This is a genomic window from Methylobacterium sp. 1973, from assembly GCF_040545035.1.
In the GTDB taxonomy this organism is placed as follows: Bacteria; Pseudomonadota; Alphaproteobacteria; order Rhizobiales; family Beijerinckiaceae; genus Methylobacterium; species Methylobacterium fujisawaense.
Window position 1 is genome coordinate 15044 of record NZ_JBEPLA010000004.1, and the last position, 21659, is coordinate 36702.

General features: G+C 68.8%; 19 protein-coding genes. 4 read left to right on the forward strand and 15 right to left on the reverse strand.

Annotated features, from left to right (window positions below; translation table 11 throughout):
• Positions 1–39: 39 nt before the first annotated feature.
• From ABIC70_RS09595 to ABIC70_RS09640, 10 genes are all read right to left on the reverse strand, one after another.
• Positions 40–1932 (reverse strand): TRAP transporter large permease, encoded by a 1893-nt coding sequence (locus ABIC70_RS09595; RefSeq protein WP_354439585.1) that lies wholly within the window; start codon positions 1930–1932, stop codon positions 40–42.
• 137 nt (positions 1933–2069) lie between these two features.
• Positions 2070–3086 (reverse strand): TRAP transporter substrate-binding protein, encoded by a 1017-nt coding sequence (locus ABIC70_RS09600; protein WP_354439586.1) that lies wholly within the window; start codon positions 3084–3086, stop codon positions 2070–2072.
• Between the two features lie 131 nt (positions 3087–3217).
• Entirely contained in the window at positions 3218–4105 is an 888-nt protein-coding gene (locus ABIC70_RS09605) for an NAD(P)-dependent oxidoreductase (RefSeq protein WP_354439587.1), read from the reverse strand.
• Complete coding sequence (locus ABIC70_RS09610) at positions 4096–5118, reverse strand: transketolase family protein (protein WP_354439588.1); 1023 nt, start codon at positions 5116–5118, stop codon at positions 4096–4098. The genes ABIC70_RS09605 and ABIC70_RS09610 overlap by 10 nt, the downstream gene beginning before the upstream one ends.
• On the reverse strand, positions 5115–5978 hold the full coding sequence (locus ABIC70_RS09615; RefSeq protein WP_051044879.1) for a transketolase: 864 nt from the start codon (positions 5976–5978) through the stop codon (positions 5115–5117). Before ABIC70_RS09615 ends, ABIC70_RS09610 begins: the two co-directional genes overlap by 4 nt.
• A gap of 10 nt (positions 5979–5988) precedes the next feature.
• Positions 5989–6738, reverse strand: coding sequence for an SDR family NAD(P)-dependent oxidoreductase (locus tag ABIC70_RS09620; protein ID WP_043758211.1), 750 nt, complete (start codon positions 6736–6738; stop codon positions 5989–5991).
• Positions 6739–6963: 225 nt separating this feature from the next.
• Positions 6964–7860, reverse strand: coding sequence for a LysR substrate-binding domain-containing protein (locus tag ABIC70_RS09625; protein ID WP_182591663.1), 897 nt, complete (start codon positions 7858–7860; stop codon positions 6964–6966).
• A gap of 108 nt (positions 7861–7968) precedes the next feature.
• On the reverse strand, positions 7969–8199 hold the full coding sequence (locus ABIC70_RS09630; RefSeq protein WP_354439589.1) for a hypothetical protein: 231 nt from the start codon (positions 8197–8199) through the stop codon (positions 7969–7971).
• A 398-nt stretch (positions 8200–8597) separates the two neighbouring features.
• Positions 8598–8738 carry a hypothetical protein gene (locus ABIC70_RS09635; RefSeq protein WP_164706378.1) on the reverse strand — a complete coding sequence of 47 codons (141 nt, stop codon included), beginning with the start codon at positions 8736–8738 and terminating at the stop codon, positions 8598–8600.
• Positions 8739–9398: 660 nt separating this feature from the next.
• Positions 9399–10616 carry a flagellin N-terminal helical domain-containing protein gene (locus ABIC70_RS09640; RefSeq protein ID WP_354439590.1) on the reverse strand — a complete coding sequence of 406 codons (1218 nt, stop codon included), beginning with the start codon at positions 10614–10616 and terminating at the stop codon, positions 9399–9401.
• A 295-nt stretch (positions 10617–10911) separates the two neighbouring features.
• Between ABIC70_RS09640 and ABIC70_RS09645 the strand changes: the two genes are divergently transcribed.
• Positions 10912–11547 (forward strand): glycosyltransferase family 2 protein, encoded by a 636-nt coding sequence (locus ABIC70_RS09645; protein WP_354439591.1) that lies wholly within the window; start codon positions 10912–10914, stop codon positions 11545–11547.
• An 83-nt stretch (positions 11548–11630) separates the two neighbouring features.
• A complete protein-coding gene (locus ABIC70_RS09650) occupies positions 11631–12428 on the forward strand; it encodes a glycosyltransferase family A protein (RefSeq protein ID WP_354439592.1) in 798 nt (265 codons plus the stop codon).
• 93 nt (positions 12429–12521) lie between these two features.
• Here the strand turns inward: ABIC70_RS09650 and ABIC70_RS09655 are convergent, their stop codons facing one another.
• Together ABIC70_RS09655 and ABIC70_RS09660 are read right to left on the reverse strand one after the other, a co-directional pair.
• Positions 12522–13733, reverse strand: coding sequence for an ATP-grasp domain-containing protein (locus ABIC70_RS09655; protein ID WP_354439593.1), 1212 nt, complete (start codon positions 13731–13733; stop codon positions 12522–12524).
• Positions 13734–13930: 197 nt separating this feature from the next.
• Complete coding sequence (locus ABIC70_RS09660; protein ID WP_354439594.1) at positions 13931–16249, reverse strand: Tex family protein; 2319 nt, start codon at positions 16247–16249, stop codon at positions 13931–13933.
• Positions 16250–16534: 285 nt separating this feature from the next.
• On the opposite strand from ABIC70_RS09660, the gene ABIC70_RS09665 reads away from it, so the two are divergent.
• The gene (locus ABIC70_RS09665) at positions 16535–16735 is read left to right on the forward strand and encodes a hypothetical protein (protein WP_043352604.1); all 201 of its coding nucleotides are present in this window, start codon (positions 16535–16537) and stop codon (positions 16733–16735) included.
• Between the two features lie 39 nt (positions 16736–16774).
• On the opposite strand, the gene ABIC70_RS09670 is transcribed toward ABIC70_RS09665, so the two are convergent.
• The 3 genes from ABIC70_RS09670 to ABIC70_RS09680 all read right to left on the reverse strand — a co-directional run bounded on the left by ABIC70_RS09670 (position 16775) and on the right by ABIC70_RS09680 (position 20885).
• Entirely contained in the window at positions 16775–16942 is a 168-nt protein-coding gene (locus ABIC70_RS09670; RefSeq protein WP_164706379.1) for a hypothetical protein, read from the reverse strand.
• 158 nt (positions 16943–17100) lie between these two features.
• The gene (gene mdoH / locus ABIC70_RS09675; RefSeq protein ID WP_354439595.1) at positions 17101–19260 is read right to left on the reverse strand and encodes a glucans biosynthesis glucosyltransferase MdoH; all 2160 of its coding nucleotides are present in this window, start codon (positions 19258–19260) and stop codon (positions 17101–17103) included.
• A gap of 56 nt (positions 19261–19316) precedes the next feature.
• Positions 19317–20885, reverse strand: a complete 1569-nt coding sequence (locus ABIC70_RS09680; protein ID WP_043352603.1) for a glucan biosynthesis protein D — start codon at positions 20883–20885, stop codon at positions 19317–19319.
• Positions 20886–21040: 155 nt separating this feature from the next.
• Between ABIC70_RS09680 and ABIC70_RS09685 the strand changes: the two genes are divergently transcribed.
• Complete coding sequence (locus tag ABIC70_RS09685) at positions 21041–21637, forward strand: ribosome hibernation promotion factor (RefSeq protein WP_043380150.1); 597 nt, start codon at positions 21041–21043, stop codon at positions 21635–21637.
• Positions 21638–21659 lie beyond the last annotated feature (22 nt).

The window sequence follows — 21659 nt, forward strand, 5'->3', positions numbered from 1 at the left end:
CCGCCGGGGCGCAGAGCCTTCAGGTTCGCGCAGGCGCCTTCAGAGGAAGCCGATCGAGAACCAGGGGACGAGGATGATGGCGAGGAGGCCGATCAGCAGGGCCACGATGTAGCCGACGATCGGGCGCATCCCGGCGTCGGGGTGGATCCGGCTGATCGCGCAGGCCGCGTAGTAGCCGACGCCGAAGGGCGGGGCGAACAGGCCGATGCCCATCGCGAGGATCACCACCATGGCGTAGTGGACCTCGTGGACGCCCACCGCCCGTGCGATCGGGAACAGCAGCGGCCCGAAGAGGACGATGGCCGGGATGCCCTCCAGCACCGAGCCCAGGATGATGAAGGCGACGGCCGAGACGAACAGGAAGCCGAGGGCTCCGCCGGGCAGACTCTTCATCACCTCGGCGAGCGTCTGCGAGAAGCCCGACTGTGTCAGCGCCCAGGCCATGCCGGTGGCCGCCCCGATGATCAGCAGGATCGCCCCCGACAGGGTCGCGGTGGTCACCAGCATCGGGTAGAGCCGCCGCCAGTCGAACTGGCGGTAGATCAGCAGGCCCGCCAGCGTCGCGTAGACGATCCCGATAGTCGAAACCTCCGTGGCGGTTGCGATGCCCTCGACCACGGCGAAGCGGATCACGAAGGGCAGCGCCAGGGCCGGGATCGCCACCAGGAAGGCGCGACCGATGATCCGTCCGGACGGCCGGGCGACGTGGCTCAGGTCCTCCCGGCGGTAGCGCCACCAGACCAGCGCGCACAAAGTCACGGCGAGGACGAGGCCCGGCAGGAGGCCGCCGGTGAACAGGGCGGTGATCGATACGCCGGTGACCGAGCCGATGGTGATCAGCACGATCGAGGGCGGGATCGTCTCGGTCTGTGCGCCCGTGGTGGCGAGAAGGGCCACGAGGTCACCCTCCTTGGCGCCGCGGGCCTTCATCTCCGGGAACAGCACGGGCGCCACCGCCGCCATGTCGGCGGCCTTCGAACCGGAGATGCCCGAGACGAGGTACATCGCCCCGACCAGCACGTAGTGCAGGCCGCCGCGGACGTGGCCGAGCAGCGAGGCCAGGAACCCCACCATGGCGCGGGCCATGCCGGTCATCTCGATCAGGAGGCCGAGGAAGACGAAGAGCGGCACCGCAAGCAGGATCAGGTGGCTCATGCCCTCGTCCATGCGGCCGACCACCACCATGGAGGGCGCGTCGGTGGTGAGCGTGATGTAGGCGAAGGTCGAGAGGCCGAACGCGAAGGCGATCGGCACCCCCGAGAAGACCAGGGCGCCGACGCCGAGGACGAAGAACAGCAGCAGGTTGAGATTGCCGAGGTCCCTCAGCCAGGGTTGAAGCGCCAAGAGGCCGGCGGCGACTCCGCCGCCCAGCACGAGCGCCCCCGCGGTCAGCCGCCAATCGGCGGATTCCAAGAGGCGGATCACCGCGACCACGAGCATGAGGCCGAGGCCGATCGGCAGGGCGGCGGCGCGCCACGCGTTGTTCAGCTCCAGCGCCGGCGTCTGGACGAAGGTCTCCTCGCTGGCGAACTCGAAGGCCGGTTCCAGCAGCAGGGCCACGAAGATCAGGCCGGCCACCAGCGCCACCGTCTCCAGGAAGGCGCGCAGGCGCGGGCCGCTCATCGCCACGAAGGCGGTCATGCGCATGTGCTCGGCGCGCCGGAAGGCGACCACGGCGCCCAGCATGGCGAGCCACAGGAACAGGATCGAGGCGAGTTCGTCCGACCAGACGAGGGGTTCGCGGAACACGTAGCGGCTCACCACGCCGCCGAGCAGCACCGCGATCTCGGCCAGGACGAGCAGCGCCGCGGGGATCTCCACGAGATAGCCGAGCCCGGCATCGAGCCGGCGCAGCCAGCTTCCGGCGCGCAGGGGCGGACCGGACAACTCTACCCCTGCCGTCGTCTCGACAGCCGCAATATCGATCTGCATGGCGCCCTCCCGTCGGAACCGCTCCCGATGCCGCTGCCGGCGGGAACGTCTCCGAGTGCGTCTTCGCGTGTTTCTTGTGGTGCGTCTCGGCGCGCCTTCGTTCTCCGATACCGTTACCCGATCCGGCGGAAAGCGCGTCAGGTCAGTTTGCCCGACACGTCCTCAAGATGCGACCACGCCACGTCGCCGTACTTGGTTTTCCAGTCCTTGTAGAAGCTCGTCCGCCCCAGGGCCGCGCGGAATTGCGCGCGGTCGACGTCGATGAAGGTGATGCCCTTCGCGGCCAGGCTCTCCCGGAGGGAGACGCTGAGCTTGGCGACGTCGGCCCGCTGGGCGTCGGCCGACCGGTCGAGTTCCCGCGAGACGATGGTGCGCAGATCCTCGGGCAGGCGCTGCCACGCCCGCTTGTTGCCGAGGATCCAGTAGCCGTCCCAGACATGGCCGGTCAGGCTGCAGGATTTCTGCACCTCGTACAGCCGGGTCGTGGCCGTGATGGCGAGCGGGTTCTCCTGGCCCTCGACCACCCTGGTCTGGAGCGAGGAGTACAGCTCGTTGAAGTTGATCGGCGCCGCGCCGGCGTCGAAGGCCTTGAACAGCGAGGTGAGCATCGGCGCGGGCGGGACGCGGATCTTGAAGCCCTTCAGATCCTCCGGCGTCCGGATCTCGCGGGTCGAGGAGGTGATCTGCCGGAATCCGTTATCCCAGACCTTCGACACGGTCAGGATCGGCGTCTTGGCGATCTCGGACCGGACATAGGTGCCGAGGCCTCCGTCCATCGCCGACCAGACGGCGTCGTAATCCTTGAACGCGAAGCCGGTGTTGGGCAGGCTCGCGGCGGGCACGAAGGTGGCGAGGATCGAGGTCGCGAGGTTGAAGAACTCGACGCTGCCGTTACGGACCTGCGCCAGCAGGTCGGTGTCCGAGCCGAGCTGGTTGGCGGGGAACAGCTTGATCTCCAGGCGGCCGTTGGTGGCCTCGCGGATCCGTTCGAGGGCCTCCTGGGCCCGGATGTTGACCGGATGGGTCGGGTCCTGGCCGCTGGCGAGCTTGTAGGTGAACTCGGCAGCCTGCCCGCGCCGGGTGAGGATGCCGAAGGCCGGTAGTGCGGCCGCGCCCACGAGCAGGCTGCGGCGACTGAGACGGGTGTCGCGCATGGTTTCACTCCCTGGGTGGTCCAGGCCGCCCGATCCCCGCCGTTGACCGTCGGTGGAGCGTGCGACCCGCATTGCTGTCCGGGGCGGCGGGTGCGGACCCGGCGCCGTCGTCGCGCGCCCTGCGCGGCGCGTCAGGCGCCGTCGCCGTTGAGCAGGCGGTAGGCGCGGATCACCTGGCTGTCGTCGGCGGCGCCGTCGCCGCGCCCGGAGGTCGAGACGAAGAGCTGATGGGCGAGCGCCGCGAGCGGCAGCGCCGCCCCGGCGCCGCGGCCGGCCTCCAGCACGATGCCGAGGTCCTTCACGAAGATGTCGACCGCGCTCGTGACCCGCGGTTCGTCCTCCAGCATCCGGGGGCCGCGGTCCCGCAGCATCCAGCTCGCGGCGGAGGAGCCCGTGAGGATCTCGAGGACCACGTCGCGGTCGACGCCGACGCGCCCGGCGAGGGCCAGCGCCTCGGCGGCGGCGGCGATGTGCACGCCGCACAGGAGCTGGTTGACGGCCTTGACGGTGGCGCCCTGTCCGGGCCGCTCGCCGACATGGAAGATCCGGTCGCCCAGGGCCTCCAGCACCGGCCTCAGCGCGGCCAGCGTCTCCGCGGGCGCCGCCGCCATGATCGTGAGCGTGCCGGCCTGCGCGCCGACGACGCCGCCCGAGACCGGCGCGTCGACGAAGCGGCGGCCGGTCGCCGCCACGCGCTCGGCGAGGTGCTCCACCGCTTTCGGCGGACAGGTGGCCATCAGGGCCACGATGCCGTCCGGTTCCATTGCGTCGAGGGCGCCCTGGGCGAACAGCACGTCCTCGGCCTGCGCGGCGTTCACCACCATGAGAAGGAGCGCGTCGCTGCCCTGGGCGACAGCGGCCGGCCTTTCGGCCGCAACTCCGCCGGCTGCCGCGAAGGCCGCGCGGCTCTCGGGCCGCAGATCGTAGCCGCGGACCGCGAAACCTGCCGCGACCAGATTGGTCGCCATCGGCAGGCCCATGGCGCCGAGGCCGACGAGGGCGATGCGGGTCAGAGCCATGCGCGGATGCTCCGCGCCATCGCGGCGGCCGAGATGCCGTAGCGGTCGTGGAGCGTCGGCAAGGCGCCGGCATCGAGGAATTCGTCCGGCAGGCCGATCTGGCGGAAGCCGCGGCCCGGCATCACGCCGTTGCGCATCAGGAGACCGGCCACCGCCTCGCCGAGGCCGCCGATCACGCTGTGGTTCTCCGCCACCACCACGAGCCGGCCGCCGCGCCCGGCTTCGTGCAGGATCGTCGCCGTGTCGAGGGGCTTGATCGTCGGCACGTGGAGCACCGCAACGTCGACCCGGTCGTCGCGCAGGGCCTCGGCGACCTCCAGGGCGCGCATGGTCATCAGGCCCGATGCAATCACCAGGACGTCGCGGCCGTCGCGGATCGTCTTGGCCTTCCCCAACTCGAACCGGTAGCCGTACTCGTCGAGCACCAGGGGCACGTTCCCGCGCAGGAGCCGCAGGTAGACCGGCCCCTTATGGGCCGCCATGGCGGGGACGACCTGCTCGGTTTCGTGGGCGTCGCAGGGGTCGATGATCGTGAGGTTCGGCATCCCGCGGAAGATCGCGAGATCCTCCGTCGCCTGGTGGCTCGGGCCGTAGCCGGTGGTCAGGCCGGGCAGGGCGCAGGCGATCTTGACGTCGAGATTCTCCTCCGCGATCGCGAGGCAGATGAAGTCGTAGGCGCGCCGCGCCGCGAAGACCGCGTAGGTTGTGGCGAACGGCGTGAACCCCTCACGAGCCAAGCCCGCAGCGGCGCTCATGAGGAGCTGCTCGGCCATCCCCATCTGGTAGAACCGCTCGGGATGGGCCTTCGCGAAGATGTGCAGGTCCGTGTATTTCGACAGATCTGCCGAGAGGCCGACGATGTCGGGCCGGGTCTTGGCGAGCTCGACCAGGGCGTGGCCGAAGGGCGCGGCCTTCGTGCGCTGTCCGGGGGCGGCGAGCGAGGCGATCATCGCCGAGGTCTTGGCGCCGCCGCCGGTGCGGGGGGCGGGTTTCTCGTATTTGGAGCGTCTCACCGCACCCTCCCTTCATCCAGGATCGCCAGGGCCCGCTGCCACTCGTCCGGCTCGACCCGCAGGAAGTGGTTGCGCTCGCGCGCCTCGAGGAACGGCACGCCCTTCGCCATGCGGGTGTCGCAGATGATGATCCGGGGCTGCGGTCCCGGATGGTGGCGCGCAGCGTCGAAGGCCCGGACCAGCGCGTCGATGTCGTTGCCGTCGACCCGCTGCACGAACCAGTTGAAGGCCTCGAACTTCGGCGCCAGCGGCTCGAAATCGAGCACCCCGTGCGAGGCGCCGTCCGCCTGCATGCCGTTCACGTCGACGAGGCCGATCAGGTTGTCGAGCTTGAACGAGCCGGCCGACATCGCCGCCTCCCAGGTCGAGCCCTCGTCGAGTTCGCCGTCGGAGAACAGGTTGTAGATGAAGCTGTTCGAGTTCTTCCGCTTCAGCCCCAGCGCCATGCCGACCGCGATGCCGAGCCCGTGGCCCAGCGACCCGCCGGTGATCTCCATGCCGGGCGTGTAGGCGGCCATGCCGGACATCGGCAGGCGGCTGTCGTCGCCGCCGTAGCTCGTCAGCTCGTCCTCGGGGAGGATCTCCGCCTCGATCAGGGCGGCGTAGAGGGCGATGGCGTAGTGGCCGATCGACAGCAGGAAGCGGTCGCGGCCTTCCCATTCGGGATCCTCGGGCCGGTAGGTGAGCGCGTGGAAGTAGCTCACCGCCAGAACGTCGGCGATGCCGAGCGCCTGGGCGATGTAGCCCTGGCCCTGGACCTCGCCCATGCGCAGGGCGTGGCGGCGGATGCGGTAGGCGCGCTCGCTCAGCGGCACGTTGGAGCCGGCGCGCGGCCGCTCGGTCGGGACGTCGATCGCCATGGCGACCTCCTCAGTGGATCAGCATGCCGCCGTTCACGTCGATCACCGCGCCGGTGATGTACGTGGACAGGTCGGAGGCGAGGAACAGGCAGGCATTGGCGACGTCGTCCGCCACGCCGAGGCGCCCCAGCGGGATGCCCTTGGCGATCTCGACCTTGAGCTCGGGCGTGAGCTTGCCGCCGGTGATGTCGGTCTGGATCAGGCCGGGGGTTACCGAGTTCACCCGCACGCCGTCCGGACCCAGCTCCCGGGCCATGGCCTTGGCGAGGCCCAGCACACCGCCCTTGGCGGCGCTGTAATGCGGGCCGCCGAAGATGCCGCCGCCCCGCTGGGCCGAGACCGACGACATGCACACGATCGCGCCGGAGCCCTGGCCGCGCATCGCCGGGATCACGGCCTGGCTCATGTAGAGCGTGCCGCGCAGGTTCACGTCGGTGACCGCGTCGTAGTTCTCCGGCCCGATCTCCATGATCTTCAGGGGCTGGGTGATGCCGGCATTGTTGACCAGCACGTCGATGCGCCCGAGGCGGCCGATGATCTCTTCCGCCGCCGTCGAGCAGGCCGCCCGGTCGGTGACGTTGCAGGCGAGGCCGATATGGCCCGGGCCGATGTCGCGGGCGGCAGCCTCGGCCTGGCCCGCATCGAGGTCGAGAACGGCGACGCGGGCGCCGTGGCTTGCGAAGAGCCGCGCGGTGGCTTTGCCGATGCCGCGGGCGGAGGCCGCCCCAGTGATGACGCACACCCGGTCGTTCAACAGCATGGATCCCTCCCGGCGACCCGCGACAGCGCGGGATCGGACCTGTCGTCGCGACGGAAGGGGCGTCCGGCCGGCGGCTGCGATTCCAGGGACCGAGCCCTTGGATCGAGCGGCCTGCCGCGTCGTCTCCTCCCGCCTGTTCTGTTGGAACGAGAGTGCCGACGCGCTGCCTCCGCGACAAACGCGGAATTTGCACGCGCAGGTGAATCCCAGTCACCTGTCGCCGCGTCACGCGAGGTCGGGACTCAGCGTGATCCCGAGTTCCTCGGCCAGCCACCGCGCGAAGACCCGCAGCGGCGCGCGCCGGCGCACATCGGCGGGGCAGACGAAATGGTGACCGACGTAGCTGATGTCCTGAGACCGTCCGGCCAGCGGCGCGACGAGGCGGCCGGCCGCGACCTCGCGCTCGGCGAGGCGGGTGGATTCCAGGGCGACACCGAGCCCGTCGGCGGCGGCAGCCAGGGCCAGGAAGCTCCGATCGAAGCGGATGCCCGCGTTCGGCTGCGCGGCAAGCTGATTCCGCTCGAACCAGTGCGTCCAGCGCACCTGCTTGTTGTCGCTTTGGATCAGGGTATGCGCCAGGAGGTCGGCCGGCTCGCGGATCCGGGCGGCCCGCGCGGGATCGCAGAGCGGCGTCACCGTTTCCGGGCCCAGCGGCATGCGCAGCAGACCTTCCCCGCGGGGCGGTCCGTAGACGATGTCGGCGTCGAATTCGTCGGTGATGAAGCGGGCGTAATCCATGCCGGCGGCGAGGCGGACCTCGAAGCCCGGATGGGCGCTGAGGAACCGGGCGAGGCGCGGGGCGAGCCACTGCGCGGCGAAGCTCGGCGCGCAGTGCAGCCTGAGCAGCTGCGGCCCGCGATTCGCCACGAGGTCGAAGCCGCGGTTGAGCTCCGCGAAGGCGCGCCCGACATGATCGCACAACGCTTCACCGGCGGGCGTCGGCACGATGCCCTGCCCGACGCGCTCGAACAGAACGACGCCCAGGGCTTCTTCCATCTTGCGGAGGGCGTGACTGACCGCGCTCGGTGACAGGTTCAATTCGCCGGCTGCGGCTTTGAACGAGCGTCGCCGGGCAGCGGCCTCAAAGATCCGGATCGCGGAGAGGGGGACGGGTGGCCTCATCCCGAGCAGAATGGGCTTTGGTCCCCGATCCTGGCAATGGCGCCGATCTCGCGGGCAGGCTGCGGCCCGGCGCGCGACGCCGCAGCGGCGCGACGATCAAGTCGACCGTCAGCGATGGATACGCACCGGCGCGACCGCCACCCCATCGGACCGTGCCCGGCCGCCGTGACGATCGGTATCCTCGTGAGCGCCGCGCCACGCGATGGAGATGCCCGCGAAAATGGCCGCTGCACTGGCCGCGAGGGGCACGAGGATCAGCGCGGCCAGACCGCTGACCGGCGCGAGAATCGCCGCCGTCGCGAGTCCACCGGCGATCGCCGCCGCAATCAACACGATCATCGGAGCCTCGCCCGATCGACGTGGCCTGGATCATGTGCCGGGCCATGGCAGGATGATCCTGCCGTGAGAATTAAAAATTCGTTACCCGAAGAACTCCGCGATTCGCTGATCTTCCCGACGATCTTGCCCGTCGCGCGCCGATCGTTGCGTCTGAAGACGTCGTGCAGCATGGCCAGCGATGGGCGTCCGAGCCTCCCGGATGAACGGCCGCACGGAGATGTCCGATCGGTCAACGTCCGCACGCGATGCGCGCGTTTGAGGCCATCGACGACATCGCAGCCGAAAGGCCCGCATCAGGCGCCGATTTCGCTTGGAATAGATTTCGCCGATTGCAGAGGGCGCCCGGGCCGACAGAATCCGTTCAGAGGCGGGGACGGCGAAGGGCTATGGCTGCGTCCTCAATGACCCTGCGCGATCCAGCCGAGCACTGTGGCGCAGCGCTCGGCCTGCCAGCGAGTCAGACCAGAAGCCACGACGGCGCCATTCCGATAGACCACGAAGGTCCCGTCATCGGTTGCACGGATCTTGATGGACGCCATCAGTGAGCTCCCGACGTCAGCATCTGAAGCTGGACCAGTCCGGCCGGGGTGATCTGCCAGACGGCGACCGTACCCTCCGAGTCTTCGCAATGGTCGACCCGTCGGAGATGACCGGTGCTTTCGAGCGCGAGGAGCCGGCTGTGGTCGCCGGGCCAGGACGCGTTCGCCTGTCTGCAGACCGCAATCCGGTGTCCCACAGTCTCGGCTGCTCGGATGAGAAGGCGGCGCTCGTGATTCACCAGCATCGGCGCTCCGGCTCGGATCGATCCGTATGAACTGCGTAGAGGCTGGCGCATATGGTCAAGCTTGGCAAGCCTGCGGGCGTATCACGCTTTGGATCACGGCGATCGGTCCGTCGGCTTCGATGCTGTGCGAGCGCCGGGTTCAGGGTGCCGTGCACGGGCCGACGGAGACCTTCGCCACCTGGAGCGGATGGCGATGGCAGGTGCAACCGGGACCGTGCGGGATCGCGTGATCGCGATGTGGATTGCGGCCGAAGCCGCGGACATGCCGGGTCCGGGCTCGATGGGCGGTTGGCCGTTGCGAGAGCGGACGGAGCGGATCCGCATCTCGTCCGTCCGGTCAATCCACCCGATCGCGCCCAAACGAAAACGGCCGGCCAGGAACCCTGGCCGGCCGTCGTTTCGAACCGCGTGCCGCTTAGCGCAGGAGCTGGAGGACGCCCTGCTGCGCGGAGTTGGCCAGGGACAGGGCGGAGATGCCCATCGACTGCCGGGTCGACAGCGCCTGGGAGTTGGCCGCTTCCTGGTTGAGATCGGCGTTGGTCAGGTTGGCCGAGCCGGTCTGCAGCACGTTGATCAGCTGCTTGGAGAAGTCCTGGCGGTTCTGCACGACCGACAGGTTCGAGCCGAGCGCGCTCGCCGCGGAGCTCAGCGCGTTGCCGGCGCTCGTGAGGGTCGACAGGGTCTTGTTGACGTCCGAGTTCAACAGGAAGTTGCCGAGGCCGTTCTGGCTGGCCGTGCTGTTCGAGTTGGTGATCGACGACAGGCCCAGGCCGCTGGCCGTGGCATCCACCGAGGCGACGTTCAGGGTCGAGCTGCCGGTGTCGTTGAACTTGATGTTCATGTCATTGCCCTTGCCGGCAATGAGGTTGACGCCGTTGTAGCTGGCATCGCCGGCGAGCTGCGTGATCTGGTTGAGCAGGTTGTTGTACTGGCTCGCCAGAGAAGCGCGCTGCGACACGCCGGAGACCGAGAGGTCGCTGGAGACGACGGTGGTGGCGGCGGTGCCGTAGGTCGAGGCGGTGGTGCTCGATCCGGTGAAGCCGAGCGCCGTCTGGCTGCCGGAGTTCTGAAACTCCACGTCGGCCTGGGCGTTCAGGACGATCTTCGTGCCGGTGCTGTCGATCGAGAAGATCGCGCCTGCGCCGAACGAGCCGCTGGACGAGGTCGACGCCGAGCTGACCGCCGAGTTCAGGGCCGCGACGGTGGCGCTGATGCTCGACGAGGCGGCGACGTTGGCCGACACGGAGGTGCCGTTGATGGTCAGGAGCACCGTCTGAGAGGCGGTGCTGGCGCTGTAGGCGTTGGCGGCGGTTCCGGTGGTCGAGAGCTGGGTCGAGAGGGCCTGGTTGGCGATGGACTTGGCCTGATCGACCAGCTTCTGGATCGAGGTGATGCCCTGGTTGGCGGCCTGGATCGACTGGACGCCGTTGGAGATGCCGTCGAGCAGGGTGTTCAGGCTCGAGGACCGGGCGTCGAGGGACTGGGAGGTGAAGAAGTTGGTCGGGTTGTCGAGGGCGGAGTTGACCGTCTTGCCGGTGGCGAGGCGGTTCTGCGTGGTCGCCATCAGCTGGGCGGTATCCTGCAGGGAGAGCAGGTTCTGACGCGTGGCGGCCGACAGGGTGATGGAGGACATGGGTCGTATCTTTCTGATTTGATGCGCCCGTTTCTCGGGCACGCCAGTAATCGCGCTCCAGATGTTTCGTGGGGGTTAATCCGATTGTCGATACTCAAGTCGACCGAAGTGATCCTTAATGAATCGCCATCGAAATCCATTAAGTATTGATGGAAGACGGCGCCGTTCAAGATCCATTAACCATCCGCGGCCATAACCGACGGCGCTCGCCAATTCTGTGGTGCCTGCCCGGCCGGTCTCGATCCGGCGTGGCAGGCGAAGGGAAATGGGGCACACCCTAGTACGGAGCTCAACTGTGATCGCTCAAGCGTCCGGTGATGTTGGCGACCCGGCCCCCTCCGCGCCGACGAAATTTCCCCATGTCGCGATCGCGATCCCCTGCGGGACCATGGTCCACGCGGATTTCGCCGTCAGCCTCGGATCCATGATGCATTCCCTCGGCGAGATGCCGATGTCGATCGTGGTCGGGAAATCATCGATCGTCGCCGACGCGCGAAACCTGGGCCTGGAATACGCGCAGAAACACAATGCGGAATACGTCCTGTTCATCGACAGCGACATGACCTTCCCGAAGGACGCCCTGCTCAAACTGCTGGTGCGGCAGGTCGACATCATCGGCGCGACCTATTCCCGGCGCACGGCGCCCTTCCATTTCCTCGGCGAAATCCTGCCGGAGCAGCCGGCCGACGCCCCCAAGGGCCTGCTGGAGATGGCTCGGATCCCCACCGGCTTCCTGCTGATCAAATCGACCGTCTTCGAAAGCCTCAAGCGGCCGTATTTTCGGTTCCGCGTCGACGAGGAGGCCGGGGTGAACATCGGCGAGGACTTCGACTTCAGCGACCGGGTCCGTGCGGCCGGCTACCGGATCTGGTGCGATCCGTATCTGAGCAAGGAACTCGGACATATCGGCGAACAGTCCTTCAAGCTCTGAGTGACGGCCGGCAATTCGATCGGCCGCGACGCAACTGCGCGCCGCGTTTCCGCGAGCTGCGCTCCAAACGATGAGGCGTGGGAATGCGGATTGCGATCATCACGCCGTCCCGGATGAAACCTTCGACTCTGGCCGGAAAAACCGGCCAGTACTTCCTGGAACACGCGGTCGAGAGCGCGAACAGCCAGGAACTCGACAGGCCGGCGACGATCCATTTCTTCGTCGGGACCGACCCCGAGACCGAGATCCCGGCGCGGCTCGCCGCGAATCCGCAGATCACCTTCGTGCGCGGCGAGCGCAAGGGGCAGATTCCCGCCCTGAACGCGGCCATCCGGGCCGTCGATGAAAGCTGGGACTTCGTCGGCTTCCTGGAGGACGACGACCATTGGCTGCCGCCCTATCTCGGTTTCGCGCTTCGGACCCTGGACAGCTTCGATTTCGTCTCCTCGACCCAGGTCGAGACGGACGAGGCCGGCGAGGTCGTCCGGATCAACGACTTCCCGACGCCGTCGGGCTGGCTGATGCGTCGGTCCACCTTCGCGCAGGTCGGCGCGATCAACCCCGCCTCGAAATGGCATTACGACAACGAATGGCTCGGCCGCCTCGCCGAGACCGGCCTGCGCCGCGCCCACCTCGTCGAGGCGACGGCGCCCGGCACTCTCGAGAACGCCGTTCAGGTCCGCCCGTGGCTCGCCAACGTGCTTCGGTTCGGCGGCCCCAACACGCACCTCGTGCGCCACGGCTTCATCCTGCCGCTGGTGTGCCGCCTGGTGCATCCCGGCTCCGGAACCTCGGATGTCGGACAGGGCGGGACGTCGAAAGTCGAGAGCGACGCCGAGTATCAGCGGCTGATCGACCGCTTCGGCCGCATCCCCTGGTGACAGGGCGGCCCTGTCCGCCGTTCGAACTCCCGCAAGGCCTGGATCGGGGCCCGCCCCCTTCGGAAAGGGCGTGAATGCCCGACCGTGCGCGTCCTAGGCGGGTCGCGTCTGAGCGCGCCCGCGGACGGCCTGCTGGAATGCGGAGAACACCCTGCGCATCTGCTGCAGCTTGTAGGGAAACAGGTCCACGGGATCCATGTCGTGGACGACCATCCCGGTATCCGCCTCGAAGATCAGCAGCCGGCCATCCGAGCTCTCCGCGCAATCGAGGATCAGGTAATCGAGCCCGATCCTTCGGTGGATCTCGGCGAACGCGGCGCGATGGCGCTGCGCGAACGCGGCGTCGAACGTGGCCATGGCGGTGGCCTCCGCCGTCCGCTTCTCGGCATCCTCGAGCATTCCGGCGTTGAGGTAATGAATCATCCAGTGGTCGCGGATGGCCAGGTGACACAGGAACGGGACACCGTCGATCAGAACGACCCGAAGCTTTCGGAATAGTCCATCGGGGCCACGATAGTCGCAGAACTGCGTGACGTAGAACCGCTCCGCGGTCGCGTGGTCGAGGTAGCGCGTCAGATCCTCGGCCCGATCGACCTTCTGGAGGTCGTTGCCGGCATGGGTATCCAGGGGGCGCACCAGCACCGGATAGTCCAGGCCCTCGGGAAGGCGGGACGCCGAGGCGCTCAGCGCCGCCCGGTCCAGGAGGGCGACGGCAGGCGCCAGGATCCCCTCGGCGCCGCGGAGCGCATCCGCGATCCCGTGCCGGGACGTCTTCAGAACCGCGCGCGGGTGATTGACGATCGGCCGCGACCAGCCTTCGGCGGCTGCCGCGACGGCTTCCAAAAGCGGCTCGGCGCCACTCGAATACGCGATGCCCGTGATCAGCACATCGTGCTCCGGCAGGTCGCGCGGCATGTCTTCGCCGGGGCAGAGGAAGAGATAGGTGAGGCTGAAATCGTTGTCGTTCAGCAGGAAATCGATCGGCGTGTTGGCCATGAGATCACCGGCCGTGACGAGGATGAGCACGCGGACCCGCGCCTGATCCGGGTTCGAACGCAGCGAGAAGAGCCGTTGGCCCTGAAGGATGTCGGTCTGGAGCTGCAGCGCCTCGTCGGTGCGGTGCATCAGCAACAGGATCGTCGCCAGATCCATCGCCGCCCCGGCGTCGATGACGCCATCGGCCGATCGGGCGAGGATCTCCTGGGCCAGCGCCGCCATGTCCGAAGCTTCGAAGGCGGCTCTGATGAGGCGTGCCGGGCCGATCATCGGGCTCGGATTGTCGATCCCCGCAGCACGCGCTTGCATCACAGCCTCCGAGAAGGGGAGCCGCCGCTGCGATGCGGCCGCCGGTATCCGGCCACAGGGATCGCACAGGGCGGCACGATCCCCGATCTGTGACCGGAGGGAGGTTTACGAAGCGCTAACCATAACGGGGCGCATGCGGGACGTCAGCCGAGGCGCTTCCCGTTCCGCGCCGGCGGTTGCCGCGTGTCTCGCGATGGTCAATTGCGCCGCGCCGATGCGGCGGCGCGACGGAGCGCTTCCGCCAGCGGTCCGGTCGGCGCGGATTCCGCGGTGGCGTTCGGCCGCGTTCGCGGCGCGTCGATCTTCGATTCGCCCCCGCGTCGGGCGGGCTGAGCCGGATCGATCGGATCGTCGAGCCGCATCGACAACGCGATGCGCTTGCGCGGCACATCGACCCCGAGGACCAGCACCCGGACGACCTCGCCGATCCGGACGATCTCCGTCGGCGACGCGATCCGGCGCCGCGCCATCGCCGAGATGTGGACGAGCCCGTCCTGATGAACGCCGATATCGACGAAGGCACCGAACGCGGCCACGTTGGTCACGACGCCCTCCAGCTGCATGCCGGGCTTGAGATCCCCGATCGTCTCGACACCCTCCTGGAAGCGCGCCGTCTTGAAGGCCGGCCGCGGATCGCGCCCCGGCTTCTCGAGCTCGGCGATGATGTCGCGGACCGTCGGCAGGCCGAAACGCGCGTCGACGAACGGCTCCGGCGCCAAGCGGCCAAGGAGGGCGGCATTGCCGAGCAGGACGTGGATGTCGCTCTTCGTCGCCTGGAGGATGCGGCGGACCACCGGATAGGCTTCCGGGTGGACGCCCGACCCGTCGAGCGGGTCGTCGCCGCCCTGGATGCGGAGGAAGCCGGCGGCGAGCTCGAAGGTCTTCGGGCCGAGCCCCGGGACCTTCTTCAGCGCCGTGCGCGTCCGGAACGGGCCCTGGGCGTCGCGATGGGCGACGATCCGCGCCGCCATCGCGCCGCCGAGGCCGGAAACCTGCGCCAGCAGGGCCGGGGAGGCCGTGTTGACGTCCACCCCGACGGCGTTGACCGCGTCCTCCACCACCGCGGAGAGCGAGCGCGACAGCTTCGCCTCGCTCACGTCGTGCTGGTACTGCCCGACGCCGATGGACTTCGGATCGATCTTGACCAGTTCGGCCAGGGGATCCTGAAGGCGCCGGGCGATCGACGCGGCGCCGCGATGGGACACGTCGAGATCGGGCAATTCCCGCGCGGCGATCTCCGAGGCCGAATAGACCGAGGCGCCGGCCTCGGAGACCATGACTTTCGCGAGCGGAAGATCCGGGTTCGACGCGATGATCTCCGCGGCGAGGCGTTCGGTTTCGCGGGAGGCCGTGCCGTTGCCGATGGCCAGAAGCTCTACGCTGTGAAGGCGGCACAGGCGCCCCAACGCCGCCACCGCCTCGCGCCAGCGGCGCTGGGGCTCGTGCGGATAGGTGGTCTCCACCGCGACGACGCGGCCGGTGCGATCCGCCACCGCCACCTTCACGCCGTTCCGATAGCCGGGATCGAGCCCCATCGTGGTGCGGCCGCCCGCCGGAGCGGCCAGGAGCAGGTCCTTCAGGTTTCCCGCGAAGACCGTCACGGCCTCATCCTCGGCCCGCTCGAACAGGCGGTTGCGCAGATCCTGCTTGATGCCCACCCGAATCTTCGTCCGCCAAGCCGCGCGGACGGTTTCGACGAGCCAGGAATCGCCGGGGCGACCCCGCAGGGCGATGTCGAAGCGGCGGCAGATCGCGGTTTCGAACGGTCCGGGAATCCCGGGCGCGGAATCCTCACCCTCCGCGGTGAAGCCGACCTCGAGAATCTCCTCCCGTTCGCCGCGGAAGATCGCCAGGATGCGGTGTGAGGGCATCCGCTCCAGCCGCTCGCTCCAGGCGAAATAATCCGAGAATTTCGCGCCCTCGTTCGCCTTGCCCTTCCGGACCTGGGAGACGAGCTGGCCGCCCCGCCAGTAATCCGTGCGCAGGCGCCCGACGAGGTCGGCGTCCTCGGCGAAGCGCTCGATCAGGATCGCACGGGCACCGTCCAGTGCGGCGTCGACATCGGTGATGCCATGGGCGTCCGACAGGTAGCGCGCCGCCACCGTCTCGGGCGCGCTATCGGGCCGGCGCAGGAGAAGCTCGGCCAACGGTTCGAGGCCGGCCTCCCGGGCGGCGTGGGCCTTCGAGCGCCGCTTGGGTCGGAACGGCAGATACAGGTCTTCCAGGCGCGCCTTCGTATCGGCGGCCTCGAGGGCTGCGGCGAGAGGCGGAGACATCTTGCCCTGCGCGGTGATGCTCGCGACGATCGTGGCGCGCCGGTCGTTGAGATCGCGCAGATACGAGAGCCGTTCTTCGAGCCGGCGCAACTGCGTGTCGTCGAGGCCGCCCGTATTCTCTTTCCGATAGCGCGCGATAAACGGCACGGTCGCACCGCCATCGAGGAGCGCGACGGCGGCGGCAACCTGCGCCTCTCCGACACCGAGCTCATCGGCGATCAGCGCGTTGACGGCTTTCATGGAAACTCCGGCGGGGTGCGCAGCAGGGATGCGCCGTCTGCCTGAAACGCCAAGCCGTCGGAAACAAGGCGTCCGTCAGGCCCGTTCGCATGCCGCCGCTTCTGCAGCCGGATCCCGCACGCGCTTCGGCATGGTTTCCAGCCGGCGACGCACCGAACCCGGTGGAAGACTTCCCTGAACCGGACGGGCGGCTCGAAAGCCGTGACGATCATCCCGTGTCGTCATCGGGATGTCACCGGCTGATGAGAGCCTTTCCCTTCGCATGTCCCGGAAAGGCAGGCGCCCGTGCAATTCGAGATCCGTGAGCACAGCCGGTCGCTTTGGTCGTGGGTTCTCGTCAACGAGACCGACGAGCCGGTGCTCGAATCGCGGCGTAGCTTCCCGTCCCGCGCGCAGGCGACGGCGGCGGCGCTCGCCTTTTCCCAGCTGGTTGCGCGGGCCGGGCGGAGTTTGACCGGCGGTCCGCGACCGGTGGGCTTCCTGTAGGGAAGCGATTCCCGGCTTCGGGCCGGACGGCGATTCCTCTCAGGTCGGCCGCGCCCGGTGGCGGAGGAGGCTGGCCACGCTCAAGCAGGCGATCACGCAGCCCACCCCCATCGCGCCGAGGCAGCTGATGGTGCGGACCGGCTCGCCGCGGGCCAGAACGATGGCAAGCGCGAGCGGCAGGAGCAGGAACACGAACAGCAGGGTCATGACCGGATCCGAGTGACGATGGCCGAGTCTAGGATCCGAATGGTTAACCCCTTCTCTCGACACCCGGCCGCGCCCTTGAGCCGGTGCCGCGACGGCTGCGCGCAGCACGAGGACGTGATCGCCGAACACCCCGCCCGAGATTCCGGCGCGAACCGCAATCAGGCTTGGCTGGTCTCGAGGCGCACGAGACGGTCCACGAGGGCCCGGTCGTGAAGCAGGGCCATCCGCTCCTTCTGGGAGAGCCACAGCTGTGCCTCCGCCACCGTCTCGGCCTCGCAGATCTTGGCGGCCGCAAGCGTCTGGTCGGCGTCGATCGCGCCCCGGGGCCGCCGCTGTCCCTTCGGAAGCATCCGGCTATGGGCATGCGCAAGGGCGGGATCGGCGTGGATCGCCACGAGGGAATCGGTGTCGTCGTAGCCGCGAGCCGCATTGCGGGTCGCAAGCGCCGCTGCCCGCAGCGCGATCTCCGGCGGCGATGCCTCTTCGGGCGTGGCGAGTAGCATCCGGCGCTTGAGCGCCAGGCCCAGGGTCAATTGTCCGCTCGCCCAGGAAATCGGGATCGCGAGCACCAGACCCAGGATCGTCGGGCTCATCCAGAGGAACAGCGACGTCGCGATCGCGAAGGCCGCGATTCCCGCCACAAGCCCCAGAACGGTGTGCCAGCGGTGACGGCGGACGATGTCCCGCAGCGGGATCGAGCCGTCGTCGCGGCGCTGCGGATTCCAGCCCGTGTCCCGTCCCAGGAGAATGCCGATCACCGAGCCGGACTGGATGACCATCGCCACCGGCGCCACCAGCGCGGAGAGCAGGATCTCGACCAGGCTCGACAGGATGAGCCGCCCGGCGCCCCCGCAGGCGCGCCGCACCGGACCATCCAAGAGGGCCAGGATCAGGCCCAGGACCTTGGGCGCAAGCAGAACCGCCATGGTCAGGCCGAACAGCTGGAGCGCGCGGACCGGATCGAACCGCGGGAAAACCGGCGAGAAGCCCGCTCCCCCGAAATAGTCCGGCCGTTCCGTGGCGGTCTGCAGCACAAGCAGGATGCCGACCACCAGCTGCATCAGCCAGAGTGGCGAGGCGAGATAGCCGGCGATGCCGGTGGCGAAGTGCTGGCGGGTCGCGGGATGCAGCCCCGCGGCGCCGATCACTCGCGCATGTTGGAGGTTGCCCTGCGCCCAGCGCCGGTCGCGCACCGCGACGTCGATCAGCGACGGCGGGCTCTCCTCGTACGAGCCCGGCAGGCGGTGGAGCATGTACACCGCCCAGCCCGATCGGCGGATCAGGGCCGCCTCCACGAAGTCGTGCGACAGGATATGGCCGCCGAAGGGGGGCTTCCCGGGCAGATCCGGCAGGCCGCAGGATTCTGCGAAGGCGCGGGTGCGGATGATCGCGTTATGCCCCCAATAGTTGCCGTCCCGCCCCGACCACGCGGAAAGCCCGGCTGCGATCACGGGGCCGTAGATCCGGGCCGCGAATTGCTGAAGCCGGGCGAACAGGGTGTTGCGATTGATGATCAGCGGCAGGGTCTGGATGATACCGGCATCCGGATCCGCCTCCATGGCGGAGGCCAGCGCCACGATCGCCGATCCGCTCATCAGGCTGTCGGCATCCAGCACGAGCATGTGCTCGTAGTGGCCACCCCACCGCGTGACGAAGTCGCCGATATTGCCGGCCTTGCGATGGTGATTCTTCGCCCGGTGGCGGTAGTAGAGCCGGGCATCGTGACCCAGGCGGCCGCGCAATTCGAGGAAGGCGCGCTCCTCGGCGATCCAGGCATCGGGCTGGGTCGAATCCGACAGGACGTACCAGTCGAAATGGTCTCCCAGTCCGGTGGCCTCGACCGCCTCGCGCATGGCCTCGACACCCGCGAAGGTGCGGGCTGTCGCCTCGTTGTAGACGGGCATCAGGACCGCGGTCCGCGTGGTCAGGGCCGTCGGAGCCGACATCGGACGCGGCCGCCGCAGCAGCATCCCGAAGCCGAGCACGGCGCTGGTGAAGGCGAGCGCGATCCACGAGAACGTCAGGCAGAACAGGACGACCAGCACGAGCTGGAGCGCAGTCGGATTGCCCGAGACCGACACGGTCTCGACCATCTGCCAGCCGCCGAAGGCGGTCAGCGCCAGCGCGCCGCCGAAGACCAGAATCCGCGCCGGCCAGGGATCACGGCCGGGCCGTGCGGGCCGATGGCCCTGGCCCATGTCCCAATGCGACAGATCTTGGACGGGCATGGCCAGCGGCGCTTCGCGCGGCATGCCGCCTCCGTCATCGGGGCTCGCCTCGGCCACGCGCGCGGCGTCGATCGCGGGCGGCACGGTCATCGTCTCGTCCAATTGCACGGTGCAGGCCGGTCCTTGATGTTGAGGCGGATCGGGGATCACGGTGTCCAGCGGAACAACCACGACTCGCTGACCCGGGCTTGGCCGCGCCGGAGGGCGAGGCGCAGCTCGCTCGCGCGGGCGCTGCCGGGATCGAGTTCGAACAGGATCCGCAACGTCTTGCGCTCGGGATACCGAAACCGGTCCTGGCGTGTGATCGTCCCGGCCGACGCGCTGAGATCGACGTCGATATCGCCGGGCTGAAACAGCGTGTCGCCCTCGAAGTCGACGGCGAAGAGGCGGCGGCTGCCGGTGCTGCCATGGCCGCAGCGGCTGTCGCGCACCCGTGCGATCTCCGGAGGCAGTGGATCCGGCCAGCCCTTGGACCAATGCTGACGGCACTGGAAGCGCATCTCCACGCCCTTCGCCAGCTTCGCCTTGGGTCGCCAATAGGCGAAGACGTTCTCGTTCAGCTCGGAATCGCTCGGGATCTCAAGCAGGGTGACGGCACCCTCGTTCCAGTCATCCAGCGGCTCCAGCCACAGGGATGGGCGCTGTTCCCAATGACGCCGGTCATCCTCGAAGTCATCGTACGCGCGGGCGCGCTGCATGAGGCCGAACCCCTTCGGACCCCGATCTACGAAGGCAGAGACCTGGAGGGCCTCCGGATTGTGAACGGGCCGCCAGATCGGCTCGCCGTAGCCGTTGTGGATCGCCAAGCCCTCCACCGAGAAGGCCGCGGCGCGCAGATCGTCGACGCGGTTCCGGTCGAGGGGTCCGAACAGGTAGCTCCCCTGCATGCCGCCGAGCCCGATATGGTCGAGGTCGGCGCGGGCGAAGACCGTTCCCTCGATCGCCGCCGTGGAGACGTCACGGCCGGGCGTGAGCGTGATCTTGAACGCCGCCGTCGCCGACTCGGAATCGGCGAGGGCATGAACGACGACCGGCTGACCGGGCGCGGGCGTCTCCACGAACAGGGCCCGGAAGAGCGGGAACTCCTCCCCGCGGGAATCGGCCGGCCGCAGGGCCAGCGCGCGGGCGTTGATGCCGAAATCCTGGCCCTCCGCGACGAGCCGGAAAAACGAGGCGCCCTGGAACAGCGCGAAGCTCGACACGTCCTCCGCACCCTCGAACCGGGCCCGGAGGCGGAAGCCCGAGAAGGCGGCGTCGGGTTCGAGATCCGGCAGATCGAGGCCGGGGGCGACGAACGCCGTCTTGTCGTACGCGACGGGCTGAACCAGCCCGTTCTCGACGACGAACAGCGACACCGGCGTCTCGAAGATCGATCCGCGCAGGAGCGGCTCCAGAACGTAGCCCACGTTTCGGTCGGCCCAGAGCGCGCGGCCCTCCGCCGGGTGGATCGCGTCGTACGCCTCCCGGGACAGAGCCTTCAGGACCGCCGGGACGTCGCCGGTCTTCGGCCCCGCATAGGGTGCTGCGGCACGGGCGCGGGCCAGATCGGTCAGGGTGTTCGCCTCGAAGGCCTCGCCCTTGCCGGGCAGCGCGGGCGCTTTGTCCGGCTCGGCCGAACGGGCCACTGCCGGAAGCAGTCCCGCGGCAGCACCCAGCGTGCCGACCAGCAGGGCGCGGCGTGTCGGTGCGGCGGAAGGCACGGCGTCGATCGTCATGCAGGCAGTCGTCTCACGTCTCGGGAGCCTCCCTGTATACGGACAGGCCGGCTGAACCCAGGGTTAAGCAACCGCCTGAACCGCAAGTGGCTCCGTTGACTTAACCCGAGCCGGCTCTCTAAGTCGGCCGTCTGCATCGAAACGGGGGAGGCAGCATGGGATCGTTGCGAGTCACTGGCCACGGCGTGGATCTCGGAGAGAGCCTGCGCGGCCGCGTCGAGGAGCGGATGTCCGCGATCCAGGCCAAATATCTCGACTCGCACATGCACGATTCCTGCAACGGCCATGTCACGCTCCGGCGTGACGGCACCGCCTTCCGGACGGATTGCGTGCTGCACCTCGTGTCCGGCCTCACGATCGAGGCGAACGGCTTCGCCCACGATGCCCGGGCGAGTTTCGAGCAGACCGCCGAGCGCCTGGAGACGCGGCTGCGCCGCTACAAGCACAAGCTCAAGCAGCACGCCACCGGACCGGGGGACGACGCGGCGATCGAGGCCGCCTATGCGGTGTTCGCCGCCCCGCCGGAGGAGGACGACGAGGACGCCGTCGAGGGTGACGCCCATCCGCCGATCGTCGCCGAAAGCACCAAGACCCTCCAGCGCCGCACCATCGGCGAGGCCGTGACGGCCCTGGACATGACGGGATCCCCGGTGGTCGTGTTCGTCCACGCTGGCACCGGACGCGTCAACGTCGTATATCGGCGCAGCGACGGAGCGATCGGCTGGGTGGACCCACCGAGCGCCGCCGAGTGACGCGATAGGTCGGGAGAAGCGG